The sequence below is a fragment of the Lysobacter enzymogenes genome (assembly GCF_023617245.1).
Classification (GTDB): Bacteria; Pseudomonadota; Gammaproteobacteria; order Xanthomonadales; family Xanthomonadaceae; genus Lysobacter; species Lysobacter yananisis.
The window spans coordinates 1,555,449-1,575,172 of the sequence record NZ_CP067396.1 but is presented as its reverse complement, the minus strand read 5'-3'; the positions used below and the strand labels follow the sequence as shown (position 1 = coordinate 1,575,172).

The 19,724-nt window shown below is 69.2% G+C and carries 15 protein-coding genes and 4 pseudogenes; 7 read left to right on the top strand and 12 right to left on the bottom strand.

The features are described from left to right. Positions 1 to 68 precede the first annotated feature (68 nt). A pseudogene (locus JHW41_RS06755) lies at positions 69 to 592 on the bottom strand (TlpA family protein disulfide reductase); the annotation flags it as partial. Positions 593 to 670: 78 nt separating this feature from the next. Beyond that, positions 671 to 1,942, bottom strand: a complete 1,272-nt coding sequence (locus tag JHW41_RS06750; RefSeq protein ID WP_057948585.1) for a YihY family inner membrane protein — start codon at positions 1,940 to 1,942, stop codon at positions 671 to 673. A 219-nt stretch (positions 1,943 to 2,161) separates the two neighbouring features. Here JHW41_RS06750 and wrbA point away from each other — a divergent pair, with 219 nt between their 5' ends. The 3 genes and pseudogenes from wrbA to JHW41_RS26575 all read left to right on the top strand — a co-directional run. Then, a complete protein-coding gene (wrbA, locus tag JHW41_RS06745; RefSeq protein ID WP_250449431.1) occupies positions 2,162 to 2,755 on the top strand; it encodes an NAD(P)H:quinone oxidoreductase in 594 nt (197 codons plus the stop codon). Then, a complete protein-coding gene (locus JHW41_RS26580) occupies positions 2,752 to 3,282 on the top strand; it encodes a DUF2069 domain-containing protein (protein WP_428995469.1) in 531 nt (176 codons plus the stop codon). The genes wrbA and JHW41_RS26580 overlap by 4 nt, the downstream gene beginning before the upstream one ends. Before the next feature lie 7 nt (positions 3,283 to 3,289). After that, positions 3,290 to 3,343: pseudogene (locus tag JHW41_RS26575) on the top strand (DUF6053 domain-containing protein); the annotation flags it as partial. Here the strand turns inward: JHW41_RS26575 and JHW41_RS26570 are convergent. Next, a pseudogene (locus JHW41_RS26570) lies at positions 3,319 to 3,372 on the bottom strand (hypothetical protein); the annotation flags it as partial. The pseudogenes JHW41_RS26575 and JHW41_RS26570 overlap by 25 nt on opposite strands. A gap of 122 nt (positions 3,373 to 3,494) precedes the next feature. Between JHW41_RS26570 and JHW41_RS06735 the strand changes: the two are divergent. Together JHW41_RS06735 and JHW41_RS06730 are read left to right on the top strand one after the other, a co-directional pair. Continuing rightward, positions 3,495 to 3,980 (top strand): asparaginase domain-containing protein, encoded by a 486-nt coding sequence (locus JHW41_RS06735; RefSeq protein ID WP_057948587.1) that lies wholly within the window; start codon positions 3,495 to 3,497, stop codon positions 3,978 to 3,980. Positions 3,981 to 4,260: 280 nt separating this feature from the next. After that, positions 4,261 to 4,929 (top strand): hypothetical protein, encoded by a 669-nt coding sequence (locus tag JHW41_RS06730; RefSeq protein ID WP_250449430.1) that lies wholly within the window; start codon positions 4,261 to 4,263, stop codon positions 4,927 to 4,929. Here JHW41_RS06730 and JHW41_RS26565 read toward each other — a convergent pair. The 3 genes and pseudogenes from JHW41_RS26565 to JHW41_RS06720 all read right to left on the bottom strand — a co-directional run. Further along, a pseudogene (locus JHW41_RS26565) lies at positions 4,868 to 5,056 on the bottom strand (DUF6053 domain-containing protein); the annotation flags it as partial. The gene JHW41_RS06730 and the pseudogene JHW41_RS26565 overlap by 62 nt on opposite strands. Before the next feature lie 27 nt (positions 5,057 to 5,083). Next, positions 5,084 to 6,334 (bottom strand): M20/M25/M40 family metallo-hydrolase, encoded by a 1,251-nt coding sequence (locus tag JHW41_RS06725; protein ID WP_250449429.1) that lies wholly within the window; start codon positions 6,332 to 6,334, stop codon positions 5,084 to 5,086. Between the two features lie 439 nt (positions 6,335 to 6,773). After that, positions 6,774 to 8,450, bottom strand: a complete 1,677-nt coding sequence (locus tag JHW41_RS06720) for a M20/M25/M40 family metallo-hydrolase (protein ID WP_250449428.1) — start codon at positions 8,448 to 8,450, stop codon at positions 6,774 to 6,776. A gap of 468 nt (positions 8,451 to 8,918) precedes the next feature. On the opposite strand from JHW41_RS06720, the gene JHW41_RS26560 reads away from it, so the two are divergent. Beyond that, a complete protein-coding gene (locus JHW41_RS26560; protein WP_428995520.1) occupies positions 8,919 to 9,059 on the top strand; it encodes a DUF6053 domain-containing protein in 141 nt (46 codons plus the stop codon). A 177-nt stretch (positions 9,060 to 9,236) separates the two neighbouring features. Here JHW41_RS26560 and JHW41_RS25945 read toward each other — a convergent pair whose 3' ends face one another. The 4 genes from JHW41_RS25945 to JHW41_RS26550 form a co-directional block, all read right to left on the bottom strand. Further along, positions 9,237 to 11,522 carry a M14 family zinc carboxypeptidase gene (locus tag JHW41_RS25945; protein ID WP_284499534.1) on the bottom strand — a complete coding sequence of 762 codons (2,286 nt, stop codon included), beginning with the start codon at positions 11,520 to 11,522 and terminating at the stop codon, positions 9,237 to 9,239. A 409-nt stretch (positions 11,523 to 11,931) separates the two neighbouring features. Then, positions 11,932 to 13,947: a proprotein convertase P-domain-containing protein gene (locus JHW41_RS06700; protein WP_078999591.1), complete on the bottom strand. Its 2,016-nt coding sequence runs from the start codon at positions 13,945 to 13,947 to the stop codon at positions 11,932 to 11,934. Positions 13,948 to 14,082: 135 nt separating this feature from the next. Then, positions 14,083 to 14,679 carry a DUF6053 domain-containing protein gene (locus JHW41_RS26555; protein ID WP_428995468.1) on the bottom strand — a complete coding sequence of 199 codons (597 nt, stop codon included), beginning with the start codon at positions 14,677 to 14,679 and terminating at the stop codon, positions 14,083 to 14,085. Beyond that, positions 14,630 to 14,845: a DUF6053 domain-containing protein gene (locus tag JHW41_RS26550; RefSeq protein WP_428995467.1), complete on the bottom strand. Its 216-nt coding sequence runs from the start codon at positions 14,843 to 14,845 to the stop codon at positions 14,630 to 14,632. The genes JHW41_RS26555 and JHW41_RS26550 overlap by 50 nt, the downstream gene beginning before the upstream one ends. Here JHW41_RS26550 and JHW41_RS26545 point away from each other — a divergent pair. Then, positions 14,751 to 15,065, top strand: coding sequence for a DUF6053 domain-containing protein (locus tag JHW41_RS26545; protein WP_428995466.1), 315 nt, complete (start codon positions 14,751 to 14,753; stop codon positions 15,063 to 15,065). The genes JHW41_RS26550 and JHW41_RS26545 overlap by 95 nt on opposite strands. On the opposite strand, the gene JHW41_RS06695 is transcribed toward JHW41_RS26545, so the two are convergent. Continuing rightward, positions 14,954 to 16,990 (bottom strand): PKD domain-containing protein, encoded by a 2,037-nt coding sequence (locus tag JHW41_RS06695; protein WP_250449427.1) that lies wholly within the window; start codon positions 16,988 to 16,990, stop codon positions 14,954 to 14,956. The genes JHW41_RS26545 and JHW41_RS06695 overlap by 112 nt on opposite strands. Positions 16,991 to 17,503: 513 nt before the next feature. After that, complete coding sequence (locus JHW41_RS06690) at positions 17,504 to 19,432, bottom strand: M12 family metallo-peptidase (RefSeq protein WP_250449426.1); 1,929 nt, start codon at positions 19,430 to 19,432, stop codon at positions 17,504 to 17,506. Between the last annotated feature and the right edge of the window lie 292 nt (positions 19,433 to 19,724).

Here is a 19,724-nt window from a genome sequence, read left to right as displayed (position 1 = left end):
GAATCGTCCTTGTTCGAACCGTTCTTGCCTGCGCCGCCCTGGCCCGCCGGCTCGCCCGGCTTCGGTCCACCGGCCTTGGCGATGGCGTCCTCGAGCTTCTTCGCGTCGACCGGGCCGAGGAACTTCTCCACCACCTTGCCGTCCGGCCCGATCAGGTAGGTCATCGGCAGGCCCTTGGGCGTGTCGAAGGACTTCGGCGGATCGGTCACGTCGAGCACCGCGATCGGGTACGACACCGGATGTTGCTTGAGGAAGGCCTGCATGTCGGCCTTGTCGATTTCCTCGTAGGCCAGGCCGATCACTTCGATGTGCTCACGCATCGCGTCCAGCGCCGACAGCTCGGGCATTTCCTTGATGCACGGCGCGCACCAGGTGGCCCAGAAGTTCACCACCACCCACTTGCCGCGGTGCTCGGCCAGGTCGTAGGTCTTGCCGTCGAGGGTGGCGATGCGCAGTTCGGGAACATCGGACGCGGCGGGCGCCTCGGCCGGCTTGTCGGCGGGCGCCGGCGCGGCGGCTTGCGCGGCGATGCGCTCGGCATCGGCGCGCTTGATCTCGTCGGCCCGGTCGATCGACCGGGGGTCGTCGGACTTCTGGCAGGCGCCGAGCAGGGTCGCGGCGATCGCGACGGCGAGCAGCGGCAGCGCGCGGCGGGTGCGGGCGGTGGAAATCATGGTGCGTCCTCTTCGGCATGAATGCTGGACACGCGCCGTTTCATCAGCGCGCGCAGCGGTACGCGCAGTTCGTCCATCGCCGCCACCGCCGACTGGCCGAGCGAGTCGTCGCGGCAGGGCAGCATCGCCTCGGCGATGGGGATGCGCAGGTTGCAGGCTTCGTACAGTTCGCCCAGCGAGAGTTCGTCGAGATCGCGCGAGAGCAGCCATTCGCCGCTCTCGGCGCGGCTCACCACCTGGATCTCGCCGAGCTGTTCGAGCATCTGCTGGACCAGCGAGTCGGTCAGCATCGGTTCGAGCTGCTGGATGTCGTCGATGTGCAGCCCGCGCCCGCGCTTGCGCGCCTGGGCGAAGCGCGCGAGCAGGCGCAGCAGGCCGTACATCTCGAAGCCCAGCGGCAGGCGCATCGCCGCGGGCTGGTAGCGGAACGCGGCGATCGAGGACGCCAGCGAGGCGCCCAGCAGCACCGCGATCCAGCTCAGGTAGATCCACAGCAGGAAGATCGGCACGAACGCCAGGGTGCCGTAGATCTTGGAATACGAGCCGAAGCTGCCCAGGTACAGGCCGATGCCGCCCTTGATGACCTCGAACAGCACCATCGCCAGGAACGCGCCGGCCACGGCGTGGCGCCACTTCACCGTGCGGTGCGGCACTACGACATAAATCGCCGCGAACGCCAGCCACTCCAGCGCCATCGGCGCGCCGCGCAGCAGCAGGCTTTCCAGCCAGCGCCCGGGCTGGGTGGCGAACACGTCCAGGGCGAAGAAGCGCGCCGAGATCGCCAGGCTGGCCGCGGCCAGCAGCGCGCCGAGGGTCAGCACGGTCCAGTAGATCAGGAAGCGGCCGATGCGCGGGCGCGCGGAGTGCACGCGCCAGATCTGGTTGAACGCCGACTCCACCCCGTTGAGGGTGATCAGCAGCGACACCACCAGCGCGATCACGCCGGCGGCGGTGAGCTGGCCGGCGTTGGCCGAGAACTGCTTGAGGTAGGACTCCACCGAGCGCGCCGCCGAGGGCACGAAGTTGGAGAAGATGTAGTCGCTGAGCTTGTCGCTCCATTCGCCGAACATCGGGAACGCCGAGAGCACGCCGAACACCACCATCGACAGCGGCACCAGCGCGAACACCGTGGTGTACGACAGCGCGCCGGCGGCCTGGAACAGGTTGTCGTCGAGGAAGCGGCGGGCGAGGAAGCGGAAGAACGTGCCCACGCGCGCGCGGTCGCGCACGCGGTCGCTCCAGCGATAGATCGAATCCAATGGCTCCATCGGGCGCAGGGTAACCGATGGGGCGTTGGGGCGGGATGCAGGGCCGTCATCCGCCTTTCGGGGCACCTTCTTCGGCAAGCGGGTGAGCGGCCGCGCTTGCGGGCCATCGGCTCGCGCGGCCGCGAACGCTTGGGCGCTCTGCGCCCGGGCCGGGAACGCGCCCGCAAAAGGCCGCGCCGCGCGCATTCCTCTATCCTGTCCAGCGCAAAGGAGACCCCGATGACCGAAGTGTTGGTGCTCTACTACAGCCGCGGCGGTTCCGTCGCCCGCCTCGCCCGCCAGATCGCGCGCGGCATCGGCGAGGTCGAGGGCGTTAGCGCGCGGCTGCGCACGGTGCCGCCGGTGGCCGCGATCACCCAGACCGCGGCGCCGCCGGTGCCCGAGGACGGCGCGCCCTACGTCGAGCCGCGCGACCTGGACGAATGCGCCGGCCTGGTGCTCGGCAGCCCGACCCGCTTCGGCAACATGGCCGCGCCGGTCAAGCACTGGCTCGACGGCCTCGGCGCGCAGTGGGCCAGCGGCGCCCTGGTCGGCAAGCCGGCGGCGGTGTTCACCTCCACCGCCAGCATGCACGGCGGCCAGGAATCGACCCTGCTGAGCATGATGCTGCCGCTGCTGCACCACGGCTGCGTGATCCTCGGCATTCCCTACACCGAGCCGGCGCTGAGCCGCACCCGCGGCGGCGGCACGCCGTACGGCGCCAGCCACGTCGCCGGGGCGCAGGACGATCCCGAACTCAGCGACGACGAGGCCGCGCTGGCGCGCGCGCTGGGACGCCGGGTCGCGGCGCTGACCGCGAAGGTGAACCGTTGAGCGCGTCGGGCCCCGGTGCCCACGGTCGCGGCCGCGACGCAGCCGGGCCCGACGAAGCGGGCCCCGACAACGCCGGCCCGGGCGAGCGCGCGCCGGCCGCGCGCGTCGCGGACGGCGGCGCCCACGAGCGCAGCGTTATCGATGACGGTACTGCGCAAGGCCACGCCGGGCATGGCGCGACGACCGCGCGGCCGGGCTCGCAATGGGTGCTGCTGGTCTGCCTGCTCGCCCTGGCCGCGCTGTTCGCGCTGTGGTACCTGCTGCCGGGCCGGCACTGGATCGCCGGGCTGACCGTGTTCGTGCTGCCGCCGGCGCTGCTGGCCGCCGGCGTGGCCCTGCGCAGCCGCCTGGCCGGTTACTGGGCCGGGGTGCTGGCGCTGTTCTGGTTCTGCCACGGGGTGATGCTGGCGTGGTCCTCGCCGGGCGAGCGGCTGTACGCCTGGATCGAGGTGGTGCTGGCGCTGGCGGTGATCTTCTCGGCCAACCTGGCCGGGCTGAAGGCGCGGTTGGGGCGCAAGCGCGGGTAAAGCCCTTGTGGGAGGGCCTTCAGGCCCGACGCCCTGCGTTCGGATCGCCGCGCCCTGGCACGAAAGCGTCGGGCCTGAAGTCCCTCCCACAACAGCCGCGGCCCCGTTGCCGCGGCGGCCGGGCCGCGCAACGCCAAGCCCCGGCCGGGAACTCCCCGCCCAGGGGTCCTATAATCGATCCCCCTCCCACCCGACCACGCGACCCACCCGAGATGGACAAGCTCTGCATCGTCACCACCGGCGGCACGATCGACAAGATCTACTTCGACGACAAGTCGGACTACCAGATCGGCGAACCGCAGATCGGCCACATCCTCGAAGAGCTCGGCGTGGGCTTCCGCTACAACGTCATTCCGATCATCCGCAAGGACTCGCTGCACATCAGCGCGCAGGACCGCGAACTGATCCGCGCCACCATCGCCGCCCAGGACGCGCGCCACGTGCTGGTCACCCACGGCACCGACAGCATGGTCGAGACCGCCAAGGTGCTGGCGACCATCGCCGACAAGACCATCGTCCTGACCGGCGCGCTGAATCCGGCGCGGTTCCGCGGCTCGGACGCCGAGTTCAACATCGGCACCGCGGTCGGAGCGGTGCAGTCGCTGCCGCCGGGCGTGTACATCGCGATGAACGGGCGGATCTGGGATCCGGCCAAGGTGCGCAAGAACGTCGAGGCCAATCGCTTCGAAGCCCTCTGATCCGGGCGGCCGGCGCGGCGGGACGATCCCGCCGCGATGCGGGCGCGAGAACGAGGCCCGGTCCGCATGCGGACCGGGCCTCGTCGTTTCGGCGCCCGGCCGCGCCGCGCCGAAGCGCCCGCCGGCCGGACGCGGCGTGCGCGCCGGCGCGTCCGCAGCGTGACCGGGTTCGCGAACCCGGTCCGGATTTCGATCCACACCCGATGTGGAAACCGCCCTTGCGCCGCCGCCCGATCGATTAGCATCGGCGCTTCGTCCCGAAAACCAGCGGTGATCCAAGATGCGTCGATCCGTTCCGGCCCTGGCGGCTTCCGCGTTGGCGTTGCTCGTCCTGGCGGCCTGCCAGAAACCCGCCGAGCCGGCCCAGTCCGCGCAGGCGGCGGCCGCCGACACCGGCAAGGCGCCCGCCGCGGGCGCGGCCGCGAGCGACAATCCGCTGGAACCGCCGGAGCGCGCGGTGCGCGGCGACGCGATCGGCTACGACGGCTTCAGCGGCGGCGCCGAGCCCGGCGGCCCGGTCACCGCGCGCTTCGGCGCCGACGCCGCCAGCGTGCGCGGCGCCTGGGGCGGGGAAATGAAGGACAACAACGGCCAGCGCCCGGACGCCCACTGCTTCCTGCTGTACCCGGTGCGCGGCGCGATCACCCACCAGTACGGCTTCCTGATGGGCAAGGACGGCCTGGCCGGCATCGACGTCTACGATCCCAAGGCGCAGGCGCCGGGCGGCGGCCGCATCGGCCTGAGCATCGACGAGATCAACAAGGCCTACGCCGGCAAGGTCAAGCAGGTGCCGAACCCGACCTTCGAAGGCGCTGCGTTCCTGGAAGTGGAACCGCCGCAGGGCAAGGACACCCAGCTGACCTTCGAGACCGACGCGCTCGGCAACGTCACCAACTGGCGCATCGCCCGCAAGGGTGCGATGGCGCACGAGGAAAGCTGCACGCGCTGAAGCCGTTGCGGCCGCAGCCGGCGACATCGCGGGCCTGAAAGCCCCCCGCATCGCGGGAGGCCTTCAGGCCCGAAGCTTTTCGAGTCGGAGGACCTTCAGGCCCGATGCTTTCCGACCGGCTCGCGGCGCTCCCGCATGCGGGCCCGCTGCGGCATCACATCCCCGAGGTCTTGCCCAGCTCGCCCAGGAACGCCAGCCCGAGCTTGGCGAACGGCACGCTGTTGGCCGCCGAGTTGCCCATGTTGGCCAGGGTGTCGTTGCGGGTGTGGATGTGCGGCGAGTAGCCGCCGGTCGCGGTGCCTCCCTCGAACAGCATCGCCGCCGGATAGCCGGCCGAGGTCCACGACGCGTGGTCGGAGCAGCCGTAGCCGCAACGGTACTCGGCCAAGGTGCCGCCGCCGAGGTAGCGCGAGTACAACTGGCGCACCAGCCCCTGCAGCCCGGCGTTGGAATTGTCGCTGATCAGGCGCAAGTCGGCCGCGCCCGCGGTGCGGTAGTTGGTCATGTCCAGCTGCAGCACGCCGACCACGTTGACGCCGCGGTTGCGGTGATCGACGGCGATGGCGTTGGAGCCGCGCAGGCCGATCTCCTCGGCCGCATAGGCCATGAACTTGACCGTGCGGCGCGGCTTCCAGCCGCTGCCCAGGGCGACCCGCAGCACCTCGGTCAGCGTGGCCACGCCCGAGGCGTCGTCGTCCGCGCCCGGCGCGCTCGCGCTGCTGCCGCCGCTGGCGATCGAATCCATGTGCGCGCCCAGCACCGCCACTTCGTCGGACAGTTCGTTGCCGCGCACGGTCAGCACCACCGACGGCTGCTGGCCGCAGTTGCTACAGGCCACCTGTTCGACGCTGACGTCCGCGCGGTTGGCGGCGAGGCGCTTCCAGCTGTCGCGGATCCAGTCCGATGCGGCGCGGCCGCTGGCGGTGGCGGCGTGGCGCGTAGTCCAGTTGCCCGACAGGCTGCGGATCGTGGCGCGGATGTCGGCCTCCCTGACCTGCCCCAGCCATGGCGTCACCGTGGCCTGATTGTCGACCGTGTACTCGACCGCCTGCGCCGACACCGCCAATGCGCTGAGATCGTCGCGGACGAACGCCTCGGCCTGCTCGCGACTGTCGAAGGCGAAGAACCCGCCGCAGCGCTTTTCCTTTTCGTGCACGTGCCGCACCAGTTCGGGCAGGCGCCCGGCCGGCACGCGGGAAATCGCCAGCGCTTCGCCGTCGCGGCCCGCGAGCGTGCGCAGGCGGGTCCCGGCGTCGGCGAGCGCGGCGCGATGGGTGCGCTCGGCGGCGACCACGTACACCGGCTTGAGCGGATCGTCGCCGGCGGCGGCCGGACCGGAGGCGATGGCGGGAGCCGCGACGGACGCGGCCAGGGACAGCAGCAATTGCGGAGCGAAGCGGGACACGGCGATCTCCAGGAACGGCGCCTCGCGGCGCGGGACGGGCCGCGCGCGGCGGACGCCGCGGCGGAAACGGCCGATCGCACGCACGCGATCGGCCGTGCCTCCACGCTAAGCCGCGGCCGCGGCGGCCTGGCGCGCGACGCGCACGGCCTCGACGCCGACGCGCGTGACCGGGGTCATGCAACGCGCCGAATCGGACGCGTCCCAATTGAATCGTTATCGCGTTCGCGCGTCCGCCGTCCTGGCCTGCGTGCCGCATGCGAAAAAGAAAACCCCGGCCGGGGCCGGGGCGCGAACGTCTTCGCCAAGTTGGGAAGCGTCGCCGCGCGACGCATGCGCGCGCGGCGACGCGGTGCGGCGAGCTACGGCCCGGCCAGCGCCGGCGCGAAACGCACCGGATCGCGACAGGCCGGGCCGCAACCGCCGGTTCGGCGGCGCACCGTCAGAACGTGATGCTCCACTTGACGATGCGGCCGGTGTCGCCCGGGCCGTTGTCGTTGACCCGCAGCTTCCACTGGCCGTTGAGCGCCTCGCTCGACACGTCCACGGTGTAGGTCTGCTCCAGGTTGTCGGCGCTGCCGCCGCTGCGGTTGTGCAGGTTGTAGAGCGAGCCGTCCGGCGCGACCAAGTCGACCTTCAAATCGCCGCGATAGGTGTGCACGATGCTGACGTACACCTGCGCGTTGGCCGGCCCGTTGCCGGTGCGGCCGGACACCGGGATCGGGCTGTCGACGGTGGCGTTGTCGTTGATCGCATACGCGGTGGCGTTGCTGTAGGTCTGCGTGCCCGGCCCCGGCCCGGGGCCGCTGCCGGCGGTCTTGCCGAGTTCGCCGACGAAGGCCAGGCCGAGCTTGGCGAACGGCACGCTGTTGGCCGCCGAGTTGCCCATGTTCGCCAGCGTGTCCGAGGGCGAGTGGATGTACGGCGAGTAGCCGCCGCCGGAGGTGCCGCTCTCGAAGTAGATCGCCGCCGGGAAACCGGACGCGGTCCACGACGCGTGGTCGGAGCAACCGTAGCCGCAGGTGTAGCTGCCCAGCGTGCCGCCGAGGTAGGTCGCGTGCAGGTCGCGCAGGAACTGCTGCAGCGCCGAGTTGGAGTAGTCGGTGACCAGACGCACCGGGTTGGCGCCGCCGTTGCGGTAGTTGGTCATGTCCAGCTGCAGCACGCCGACCACGTTGACGCCGCGGTTCTTGAAGTCGGTGGCGATCGCCTTGGAGCCGCGCAGGCCCACTTCCTCGGCGGCGTAGCCCATGAACTTGATCGTGCGCTTGGGCTTGTAGCCGCTGGCCAGGGCCACGCGCAGCACTTCGGTCAGGGTGGCGATGCCCGATGCGTCGTCGTCGGCGCCCGGCGCGTTCATCGCATCGCCGCTGCCGCTGCTGGAGATCGAGTCCAGGTGCGCGCCGAGCACGACCACTTCGTTGGGCAGTTCGCTGCCCTGGATGGTCAGGATCGCCGAGGGCTGGGTCGAGCAGTTGGTGCAGCCGGTGTAGAGCTCGGCGCTGACATCGCTGCGGCCGTTCGCCAGCGCCAGCCAGGTGTCCTTGATCCAGGTCGCCGAGGTGCGGCCGTGGGTGGAGGCGTAGTAGCGGTTCGGATACTGCGTGGACAGATGGTTGATGGTGCCGCGGATGTTCGCCTCGCTGACCTGGCTCAGCCACGGATTGACCGTGGCCTGGTTGTCGACGGTGTAGGTCGCGAACAGGGTCTCGATGGCCTCGCGGCTGCGGTCGGCCTTGACGAAGTCCTCGGCCTCGCGACGGCTGTCGAAGGCGAAATAGCCGCCGCAGCGCTTCTCGTTTTCGTGGACGTGGCGGATCAGGTCCGGCAGCTGGTGGGTCTTGAGTTCGGCGATCACCAGCGGCTTGCCGATCGCGTTGCTCAGGCCGCTGGCGTTCTTGGCCAGGCTCTGCACGCCGGCGTCGAAGGTCTGGCGCGAGGTGACGATGTAGACCGGCTTGAACGGATCGTCGCTGGCGTCGGCGGGGCGCGCATGGTCGTGGCCATGGTTTTGCGCGTACGCCGGCGAGAGCGCGGCGGCGAGCGCCAGCGCGAGCGCGACGGGTGCGAGGCGGAAGCGGGCGGACCGGGCGTACGGGGAAGCGGATTGCGGTTTCACGGAAAACGCTCCTGGATCGGGCGTCTGCGGCGGATGCTCCGGCATCGGCGCGCGAACGCGGTGGACGGAACGGCGTGCGCGTCGCGCACGTCGCGAGGACTTGCTGCGCGTGAAAGCGCGTTCGAGCCGTACGGGGGAGAACGATCCGATGCGCCCGGGATTCGACGCTAAGCGCGCGGGCGCGCAGCGACAAGCGACAAGCGAAGCGAACGCACATTCGCGATCGTGACTGGGGTCATGCAACCGCGCAGTAAACGCTTACGGCTTGCGTTCGCCGGCATATGCATGCAGGAAATCCCTATATTTTCAGTGTTTCGCCGACTGAAACTCCGTGCCGATGCCGAAGCGGCGTTCGCGGCGGCGCGGTTGCATGCGAGGCGGTATGGACAGAAGACCTCGTAATTCCAGCCCCTTTCTGCATCGACAGCGCTCGCATCGTGGGAGGGGCTTCAGCCCCGATGCTTTTCGATCCGAGGCGGCGCCGCAACCGGAAACAAGAGCATCGGGCCTGAAGGCCCTCCCACAAAAGCAAAAGCCTCGGCGCTCGTGGTATCGGTTCTTGTGGGCCAGTTCGTGCGCCGCCGGCTCTCGCAACAGCCGCTCTTGTGAGAGCAGCACCAGCTCTTGAAGACCCGCTCTTGTGGGAGGGGCTTCAGCCCCGACGCTTTCCGATCCGATGCGACAACCGCGACAACAAACAAGAGCCGCGGCCTTGAAGCCATCCCCACAAAAACGAAGCCCCGGCATGCGCCGGGGCTTCGCAAGCGCAGCATCCGCAACGATCGATCAGAAGGTGAGGCTCCAGCTGTCGATCCGCCCGGTGTCGCCGTTGGCGTTGTCGTTGACCCGCAGCTTCCAGGTGCCGTTGAGCGCCTCGCTCGACAGGTCCTTGTTGAAGGTGCCGATGACGTTGTCGGCGCTGCCGCCGGTGCGGTTGTGGATGTTGTAGACGGTACCGTCCGGCGCGACCAGATCGACCTTCAGATCGCTCTTGTAGGTGTGGTAGATGGTCACCTGCACCGGCGTGCTGGCCGAGCCGTTGCCGCTGCGGCCGGACACCACGATCGGGCTTTCCACCGTGGCGCTGTCGGCGATCGCCACGTCGGTGTCGTTGCGGTAGGTCTGCGCGCCGCCGCTGCTCACCGTCACCGAGGCGGTCTTGGTGTTGGTGCTGCCGTCGTCGTCGGTCACGGTCAGGGCGACGCTGTAGGTGCCGGCCGCCGCATAGGTCTTGCTCGGATTGGTCGCGGTCGAAGTGCTGCCGTCGCCGAAGCTCCAACTGCGCGACACAATGGTCCCGTCGCTGTCGCTGGAGGTGTCGGTGAAGCTCGCGCTGAGCCCGCTGGTGGTGCTGCTGAAGTTCGCCACCGGCGGGTTGTTGGTACCGGGGCCGCCGCCAGTCACGGTGAAGCGCGCGGCGTTGGGCGTGCCCGGCTTGCCCGAGGCGTCGGTGCCCTGCACATAGACCGTGTGCACGCCGGCGGCGAGGCCGCTGGTGGAAATCGAGCCGGTGACGTTCTCGTTGCTGCTGTTGAAGCTGCCGTCGCTGGCGCTCAGCGCGATGCCGACCGCCCCGCTCGCCCACGGCGGCGTGTCGATGTAGGCGCGCGCCGATGCGATGTTCTGCACCGGCTCGCTGCCGTTGCTCTGGTTGAACACGCCATCGTTGACGTTGGCGTTGACCGTCACCGGGGTTCCGGCCGGCACCGACGCCGACGAGACGCCGACCGAGGTGGTGTCAGGGCCGCTCGGCAGCGTGTAAGGCGCCCACAAGGCGCGGGCGACGTAGCGCAGCGTCCTGAGGTTGTTCGGCAAGGTGGTGCCGGTGAAGCTGCTGCAGCTTTCGAAGAAGCTGCCGCCCAGTTCGATGGTGTAGCCCGGCACGCCGAGCAGACCGTACATGGTGTCGTCGGTGGTGCCGTCGGTCCCGTACAGCTCGTTGGACTGCTGCGGCCGGTAGCCGTTGAAATAAGCCATGCGCCGGCCGAAGGTCTGCAGCGCGTCGCGGTTCGGCGCCGGGTTGACGGTGTCGCCCCACGACCACAGCACCAGATCGGCCGCGCTGTGGATGTCGATGAACACGCCTTGATAGTCCGCCGGCGCCGGCGTGGTCACGTCGTCGCTGCGGCGGTCGGGGAAGATGCCGCCGCTGTAGACGCCGTTGCTGCCGCGGGTGCCGGCGACCAGACGCATCAGGTTCTGGGTTTCCGGGTCCGAGCTCGGGGTCGGGCCGCGATAGGTCTCGGCGCACTGGTTGCCGCTGGAACCGCCGGACACGCTGTTCCAGTGATACGGGAAGTTGCGGTTGAGGTCAGTGCCGTAGCTGCTCGCGCTACAGCTGCCGCCGTTGCTGTTGTTGACGTTCTTGCGCCAGGACGAGCCGGCCTCGGCTTTCTTGCGTCCGTCGGGATTGGCGTTGAGCACCAGCTGGAAGGCGAAGTTGTCGAGCAGCCAGGTCGCTTCGGCGTCGGTGCCGTAGCCGTTGACCAGGCCTTCGGCGAAGCGGGTGACCAGTTCCGCCGGCGCGTACTCGCGCGCGTGGATCGAACCGAACAGCACCAGGGTCGGCTTGTTCGGCAGCGCCGCGTCGGTAGCCGAGTTGGTGATCTTGAACACCTTCATGTCGTAGCCGGTGCCGGCGTTCTGGGTCTTCTGCCAGCTCGGGCCGATCACGCGCACGCTGGCCAGGTTCGGCTTGCTCGCCGCCAGCTGGTCCATGGTCTGGTAGGTCTCTTCGACCGTGCGGAAGCAAGCGTAGCCGGGGATGCTCTTGGCGCCGGGGAGCGCGGACTTCAGCGCGCTTTGCAGGCGCTGCATCTGCGCGGTGGACTCCTGGTCGAGCTCGTACTTGAAGCCGGCGGCGCGCAGCGCGGCCAGATCCTCGGGCATGGCCTCGACCTTCACGGTCCTGGCCTGGCGGTCGACGATCAAGTGCTGGAAGCGCGATGCGATGCGCTGCAGTTGCTTGGGGTTGTCGTACTTGGCGGTGACGAACACGGGTTGCTCGTCGGCGGCCGCGGCGCTGGCGGACAGGGCCAGCAACAGCGGCAGCGCGGCAATTTGGAAGCGCATTGGGAGACTCTCCATGGACCGGTGCGGTGTGGGCAGCGACGCGGAGGCGTGCCGGAGTCATGCTTGGATGCGGCGTGCGCGCTGGCAAGCGCCGTGCGGCGCGCAATGGCAGCGCTTTCGTGAAGCAGACCAGCAGAATGCAGCTGTGCGAATCAGCGCACAGTTCCGTGCGTTGCGACGAAGCCGTCCCTGCAGGAGCGGCGCGAGCCGCGGCCGCGAATCCACAATGAGAGCGCAAGCATCCGCGGCCCGCGACAGCGGCAGTCGTCGCGCACCAGTGCCGGGTTCGTCGCAGGCGCGGATTCGCGGTCGCGGCTCGCGCCGCTCCTACAGGGGGAACCGAAACTTCATCGCCGCAAAAAAGCCGCGGCCCGAAGGCCGCGGCGTGGTGCGGGTCAAACCGGCTGCATCAGAAGGTGATGCTCCACTTGTCGATGCGGCCGGTATCGGCAGTGGCGTTGTCGTTCACCCGCAGCTTCCAGGTGCCGTTGAGCGCCTCGCTCGACAGGTCCTTGGTGTAGGTCTGGATGATGTTGTCGGCGCTGCCGCCGGTGCGGTTGTGCAGGTTGTAGACCGTGCCGTCCGGCGCGACCAGGTCGACCTTCAGGTCGCTGCGGTAGGTGTGGTAGATCGTCACCTGGATCGGCGTGGTCGCCGAACCGTTGCCGCTGCGGCCGGACACGGTGATCGGGCTTTCCACCGTCGCGTTGTCGGTGATCGCCACATCGGTGTCGTTGGTGTAGGTCTGCGCACCCGGGCCGCCGGACACCGTGACCGAACCGGTCTTGGTGTTGGTGGCGCCGCCGTTGTCGGTCACCGTCAGGGTGACGGTGTAGGTGCCTGCCGCGGCGTAAGTGCGGGTCGGGTTGGTCGCGGTCGAGGTGCTGCCGTCGCCGAAGTTCCAGCTACGCGACGCGATCGAGCCGTCGCTGTCGGTGGAGCTGTCGGTGAAGGTCGCGGTCAGGCCGCTGGTGGTGGAGGTGAAGTTCGCCACCGGCGGGTTGTTCGGGGTGCCGCCGCCCGAATCCACGCCGTCGATGAACTGGGCGCCGGTACCGGCCGGGTCGAGCCAGTCGCTCAGGCGCGAGGCCGCGGCGCCGCCGCCGGTCCACGAGGTGAACACGCGGCCGTAGTAGTCGCTGCGGTTGGTGCCGGTGGCGCTGCAGCTCGACGGACCGCCGTGCAGCTGGCCCAGCACGCGCTTATCGGGGCTGTAGATCGGCGAACCCGAGGAACCCGGCTCGGTCACGCCGCCGGTCGGCTGCCACTGCACGCGCAGGTGGGTGGTGCCGGCGCCGCCGCCCCAGGCCACGAACGACGTCGGCTCGGTGACGTTGCTGATGCGCTTCTCGGCGACGTTGGGATGGTGGATGCCGATCGCGCCGGGATAGTTCTGGTCGCGACGGTCCCAACCGGCCCAGAACAGGTTGAACGCCGGATTGGCCGGGGTGTTCAGTTCGAGCAGGGTGAAGTCGGAGGTGGCGTAGGTCGCCTTGACCGTCGAACCGGTCTGGGTCTGGCTCATCGAGCCGTCGCCGTTGGCGCCGCTGGCCGGCGTGTTGGGCGCGCGGCAGGTCGAGTTCTGGTAGTTCCAGTAGACCACGATGCTGGCCGCGGTCGACGCCGTACCCATGCCGCAGTGGTGCGCGGTCAGGAAGTACATCTTCTTGTCGTTGGCGGTGTTGTTGACCAGCGAACCGGTGCACGCCAGGGTGCCGTTCTTCGAGTACGCGCCGACCGAGCGGATGATGTCGCGGCGGCCGTCGCCCTCGGGGCAGACCACGTCGATGTTGCACGAACCCGACACGCCCTTCTCGCCGGACGCGGCGGCCAGGCGGCGCGCGAGCGGACCGAAGCCGACGTAGTCGTGGTTGACCTTGGTCAGGCGCAGCTTGAGTTCGCCGACCTTGTCGCGCGGCACCACCACTTCGATGACCGCCTCGGCGCCCGGCACCACCGCCGTCCACAGCTGGTTCATCGGGTTGTTGTTGCTGGCGTCGTACTGGCTGATCAGGCCGCGATCGCCGGCCGGCGCCTGGGTCGCCGGATACACCAGCAGGCGGCCGCCCGCGGGCATGTGGTAGTCGGTGAAGCCGAAGTTCAGCGACAGCGCCTTCTCCGAGCGCACGCGCTGGCGCCACACGGCGAACTGGCCGTCGGCGGTGTATTCCCACGCGCCGGAATTCTGCGGCGTCATGTCCACGTCCATCGCCAGGGCGAAGCGCGGAATGTCGCCGCGCTTGTCGCGCTTCAGGTCTTCTGCCTTGGCCTTGGCGACGTCGACCGCCGGCATGGTGCGCAAGGCGACCTTGTCGACGCTGGAAAGATTGGCGTTATCGAACGCCGCCGGGCGCGAGGCCGGCGCGGCGAGCGCGGCGCTGATCGACAAACCAAGCAACACCAGGGAACCACAAATGCGTTTCATTGCGTCTCTCCGTCCGTGATGTGGGCATGACCGCGACGCCCGGCTTGGCCGGTGCTGGATGGCGAACGACGTCGGGTCAGGCGGTGGGAACTGGATGCTCCAGTGAGTGAGGCGGGCGTTGCCGCATGCTTCCCCCTACAGCGTGCGTGTACGGCAGGCTTGCGTGTACGGCGGCTTGCGCGACCGAATGCATGCCTTTGAAGCGCTTCGTCGTAGCGATTGCGGTGTTACGCCGCAGTGCCCTGCCGGCGTGTCGTTGCGCGTGGCGTCGGAGTTCGTCGAAGTGGCCACGGCGCGACTGTGAATCACCCTCGTCGCGCACAACAAGACGCAAATCCGCCGGTTCCACATCGCATCCGTGCATCGCGTCACGCATACGACGAAGATTTGTTGCGGATGAAATCGGTGGCCGAAACGGGAAATCGGAATTGAGAACGCGCGCGAATTCAGAATGGGTTGAAGCGCACGGGACGGCGGAACTTCGGGGTGGGGAGTTGCGATGGCGCGGTTTTCGGCGTGGCGGCAAGCGCGTCGGGGCTTCGATGTTGTTGTTTCGGGCGGGGTCGTCGCGACCTGAGCGCAAAGCGTCGGGACTGAAGTCCCTCCCACAGAAGCCTGAGATATGAGCCGCGGGATCGACGAGCCGTCGGCGCTTGCGGTGCTTGCTGTTGTGGGAGGGGCTTCAGCCCCGAAGCTTTTGTATCCGCTCGCCGCGACCTGAGCGGAAAGCATCGGGACTGAAGTCCCTCCTGCAAGATGCGCAGGCCTGCGCCGCGGAATCGAACGAGCGGTCGGCGATAGCGATGCCTGCCGTTGTGGGAGGGGCTTCAGCCCCGACGCTTTTGTGTCCGCTCGCCGCGACCCGGGCGAAAAGCATCGGTACTGAAGTCCCTCCCACGCGGCTTCCGCTGCAACGATCGCCACAAAAAACCCCGGCCGAAGCCGGGGTTTGGGGTCTTCATCGCAAGACGGCGCGAATCAGACGGCGCGAATCAGACGGCGCGCATCAGAAGGTGACGCTCCAGCTGTCGATCTTGCCGGTGTCCTGCCCGGCGCGGTCGGCGACGCGCAGCTTCCAGGCGCCGTTGAGCGCTTCGCTCGACAGGTTCTTGGTGTAGGTCTGGTCGATGTTGTCGGCGCTGCCGCCGCTGCGGTTGTGCAGGTTGTAGACCGAACCGTCCGGCGCGACCAGGTCGACGATCAAATCGCCCTTGTAGGTGTGGACGATCTTGACCGCGATCTGCGCATTGCTCGGCGCGTTGCCGCTGCGGCCGGACACGTTGATCGTGCTGGTCACGCCGGTGGCGTTGTTGTCCGGGATGTTGACGTCGGTGCCGTTGGTGTAGGTCTGCACGCCGCTGGCGTTGACGGTGACGGTCGCGGTCTTGGTGTTGCTGGCGCCGCCGTTGTCGGTGACCGTCAGCTTGACCGTGTAGGTGCCCGCAGCGCTGTAGGTCTTGCTCGGGTTGGTCGCGGTCGAGGTGGTGCCGTCGCCGAAGTCCCAGCTGCGCGAAGCGATCGAACCGTCGCTGTCGCTGGACGAATCGGTGAAGTTCACCGTCAACCCGCTCGCCGACGACGCGAAGTTCGCCACCGGCGGCTGGTTGCCCGGAGTGCCGCCCGAATCCAGGCCGTTGACGAACTGCGCGCCGGTGCCGGAAGCGTCGAGCCAGTCGCTCAGGCGCGTGGCCGCGGTGCCGCCGCCGGTCCACGAGGTGAACACGCGGCCGTAGTAGTCGGCCTTCTGCTCCTGCGGCACGGTGCAGCTCGACGGGCCGCCGTGCAGCTGGCCGATCACGCGCTTGTCCGGGCTGTACAGCGGCGAGCCCGAGGAACCCGGCTCGGTCACGCCGCGGTTGACGCCCCACTTCACGAACAGATGGGTGCCGTTGGCCACCGTCGGCGGGTTGTAGTCGGCGCCGCCGTAGCCGGTCTTGCGCGAGGCGCTGTCGGAGAAGCTGATGCGCTTGTCGGCGACGTTGGGATGGTGGATGGCGATCGAGCTCGGATAGTCCTGGTCGCGGCGGTCCCAGCCGGCCCAGTACAGGTTGAACGCCGAGTTGGCCGGGGTGTTGAGCTCGAGCAGGGTGAAGTCGGAGGCGGCGTTGGTCGCGCGCAGGGTCGCGCCGGTCTGGGTTTGCGTCAGCGAACCGTCGCCGTTGCTGCCGTTGGCGGCGGAACCCGGCGCGCGGCAGGTCGAGTTCTGATAGTTCCAGTACACCACCATCGAATTGTTGGCCGCGGCGCTGGTCATGCCGCAGTGGTTGGCGGTGAGGAAGTACATCTTCTTGTCGTTCGCGGTGTTGTTCACCAGCGAACCGGTGCACCACATCGTGCCTTCCTTGGAATAGGCGCCGACCGCGCGGATGATGTCGCGGAAGCCGTTGCCCTCGGGGCAGACCACGTCGATCTCGCAGCTGCCCGAAGCGCCCGGCGTGCCGCCCGGACGCTTGACCGCATTGACCAGATCGCTGAAGCCGACGTAGTCGTGGTTGACCTTGGCCAGGTGCAGCTTGAGCTCGCCGAGCTTGGCCTTCGGCACCACCACTTCGATCACCGCTTCGTCGCCCAGCACCACCGGCGTCCACAGCTCGCCGCGGGCGTTGTTGTCGGCGCTGGTGAAGCTGCGCACGCGGCCGGCGGCCGAGGCCGGCGCCTGGTCGGCCGGGTAGATCAGCATGCGCGCGCCGTCGGGCAGCTTGAACTTGTCGAAATGGAAGTTCAGCGAAAACGCGTCCTTGGACTCGATGCGGGTGCGCCAGATCGCGGTGTTGGCGTCGAGGTCTTCCCACACGCCGTCCTTGAGCGTGTCGATGTCGGCGCTCAGCGCGGTGGCGAAGCGCGGGATCTCGCGGCGCTGCTCGCGCTTGGCGTCCTCGACGCGCAGCTTGGCGACGTCCACCGCCGGCATGCTGCGCAGGGCGATGCGGTCGACGCGCGACAGGCGCGCGTGGTCGAACGCGGCCGGACGCAGGTTGGGGGCGGCCAGCGCGCTGCCGATGGACAGTGCGAGCAGGCCGAGAGCGAGGCAGGTACGTTTCATGTCGATCTCCATCGAAGTGGAATGCGGGCGAGGTGGAATGCGAGCAGGGTGGAAGGCCGGGCGTCGCGCAGGGCGACGGGCAGGCGGTGCGGCGTAACGGTGCGGCGGACGGTTGCAAGCGACTCACGGGCGCGAACGGCGGGGGAACCGGCGCTGCGCGGAAAACGGCAAAACAAATCGATGCGCGGTTCGAAGCGGCGACGCGCGATGGCGCCCGCCACCGGCGACGCAGCGGAGCGGCGACGCGCGGTCCGAGGCGGAACCGCGCGCGGCCGCGCCCGCGACGGTCCGCGTCCGGACCGCCTGGCGTCGTCGCGTCTGCGTCGTGGCGCCGCAAGCCTGCAGGTTCGTACCGACACATGCGGCCGCGGCCGACGCGGTGGCGTTGCGCTCCCCTCGGCGCTGGAACCCGGCGACCTGCGCCGCCGGGCGGTCGGACCGGCCTTGCGGCCGCGAAGCGAACACTTGCGCCCCCGCCCGCGCGCCACGATCGCGACGCGCGGGCGGACGGCATCAGAAGGTGACGCTCCAACTGTCGATCTTGCCGGTGTCCTGCCCGGCGCGGTCGGCGACGCGCAGCTTCCAGGCGCCGTTGAGCGCTTCGCTCGACAGGTTCTTGGTGTAGGTCTGGTCGATGTTGTCGGCGCTGCCGCCCCTGCGGTTGTGCAGGTTGTAGACCGAACCGTCCGGCGCGACCAGGTCGACGATCAAATCGCCCTTGTAGGTGTGGACGATCTTGACCGCGATCTGCGCGTTGCTCGGCGCGTTGCCGCTGCGGCCGGACACGTTGATCGTGCTGGTCACGCCGGTGGCGTTGTTGTCCGGGATGTTGACGTCGGTGCCGTTGGTGTAGGTCTGCACGCCGCTGGCATTGACGGTGACGGTCGCGGTCTTGGTGTTGCTGGCGCCGCCGTTGTCGGTGACCGTCAGCTTGACCGTGTAGGTGCCCGCAGCGCTGTAGGTCTTGCTCGGGTTGGTCGCGGTCGAGGTGGTGCCGTCGCCGAAGTCCCAGCTGCGCGAGGCGATCGAGCCGTCGCTGTCGGTCGACGAATCGGTGAAGCTCACCGTCAGCCCGCTCGCCGACGACGCGAAGTTCGCCACCGGCGCGGTGTTGCCGCCCGGCGCGCCGCGGAACGCCGCCACCGCGGCCTTGGTCTGCACCAGCACGCGCTGGTTGTGGTTGCGGTCGGCCGTGCCCATGGCGATGCCGTTGTAGGTCACGTCCGGGTTCGACCAGTAGTTCAGGCGCGGGCAACCGCCGCTGCAGGCGTAGGCCATGATCGTGCGCCACTTGCTGCCTCCGGCCGGCTCGTAGCGGTAGCCGTGGCCGTAGGCGTAGGGCGTGTTGGTCGGGTCGGCGGCGGGATCGTGGCGCGCCGACAGCAGGTGGCCGATCTCGTGGGCGAAGCTGTAGTAGCCGGTGGCGCAGTCGTAATGCACGGTCGCGAACGCGGTCGCCGCGGTCGAGCCGATCGAATGGGCCAGGCCGCAGTTGCCGGCGTCGTCGATGATCAGCACGCTGACGTCGGCGGCGTTGGCGTCGCGCGAGGCGTGGATGTCGTCCATGTAGCCGTCGGCGGGATCGGCGAAGCGCTCTTCGTCGGTGAAGTGGCCATCGCCGGCCGAGGTGTACTCGACGGTGCGGTAGTTGGCCAGTTCCAGCTGGATGCCGACGTTGGAGTTGGCGTAGCCCTGGTTGCTCTCGGCGATGGCCAGGTCGACCAGCGCGCGCATGTCGCCGCCGTAGGCGGTCACCGCCTGGTTGGTGGCGACCACCTGCACGCGGATGGTCGCGGTCGCGCCTGGATCGACCGCGGCGGGACCGACCGCGGCGAGCGCGGCGCGGCTGGCGGCGCGCATGTCGATCTGCGGCAGGTCCGAATCGCGATAGCCCTGCGGATGGTCCGGCGGCATGCGGCTCTCGTCGACCTCGACCACCGCGTGGGTGCCGTCGGCGAGCGGACGGATGCGGTAGAGCCTGCCGTCCACGCGCACGTTGCCGGTGACGCCGTCGCCGCGGCGCACCAGCGCGACCGAGTTGCGCTCGTCGCGGCGCACTTCGCGCGCGTCGTGGCCAACGGACTTGGCATTCTCTTTCAAATGTCCCAACCACACCGTAGCGCCGTCGCCGGTGTCGCGCGCGCTGTCGAGCACGGCATCGACGAGCCTGGAACCCAGGCGCAGTTCGATCTCGCGCGTGGCCTTGGACACCACGGCCGCATCGGCACGCTTGAGCTGCAGCGACATCGTCGCCGGCGCGGCGGCGAGTCGGTTGGCGCCGGCCACTGCGGCGGATTGCGCGCCGGCGAGGCTCGCGCGCGCGGCGGGCGCATCGGCGACGAACAACGGCTGGGCGGCGAAAGCCGGGAATACCGAGACGGCGGACAACAGTACGGCGGCACGCGCGGCGTTGCGCGCGCGCAGGCGAGTGATGGTGCGCATTTTGTTCAACCCCCGAGGTCGAAGGCCGCGGACGCGGCCGAAAGGATGGCTATAGCGCCGGTGCGTCGTCCGCGCATGCGTCGGGCTGCGCGGACGCGACCGGTCTTGCTGCGGATCGGTTCGTCGTTCCGGCCGCATCACGAAGCTAGCGGCATCGCCCCGGCAGCGGCAACGGTTGGCAAGCGTTTGCCGGGCCCACCTTCGTGATGCCGGTCATGCATCGTAAAACTGCTTCGGAAGTGTGATTTCGCGCGTCTCACGCAGCGATACGCACACAATAAAAAACCCCGGA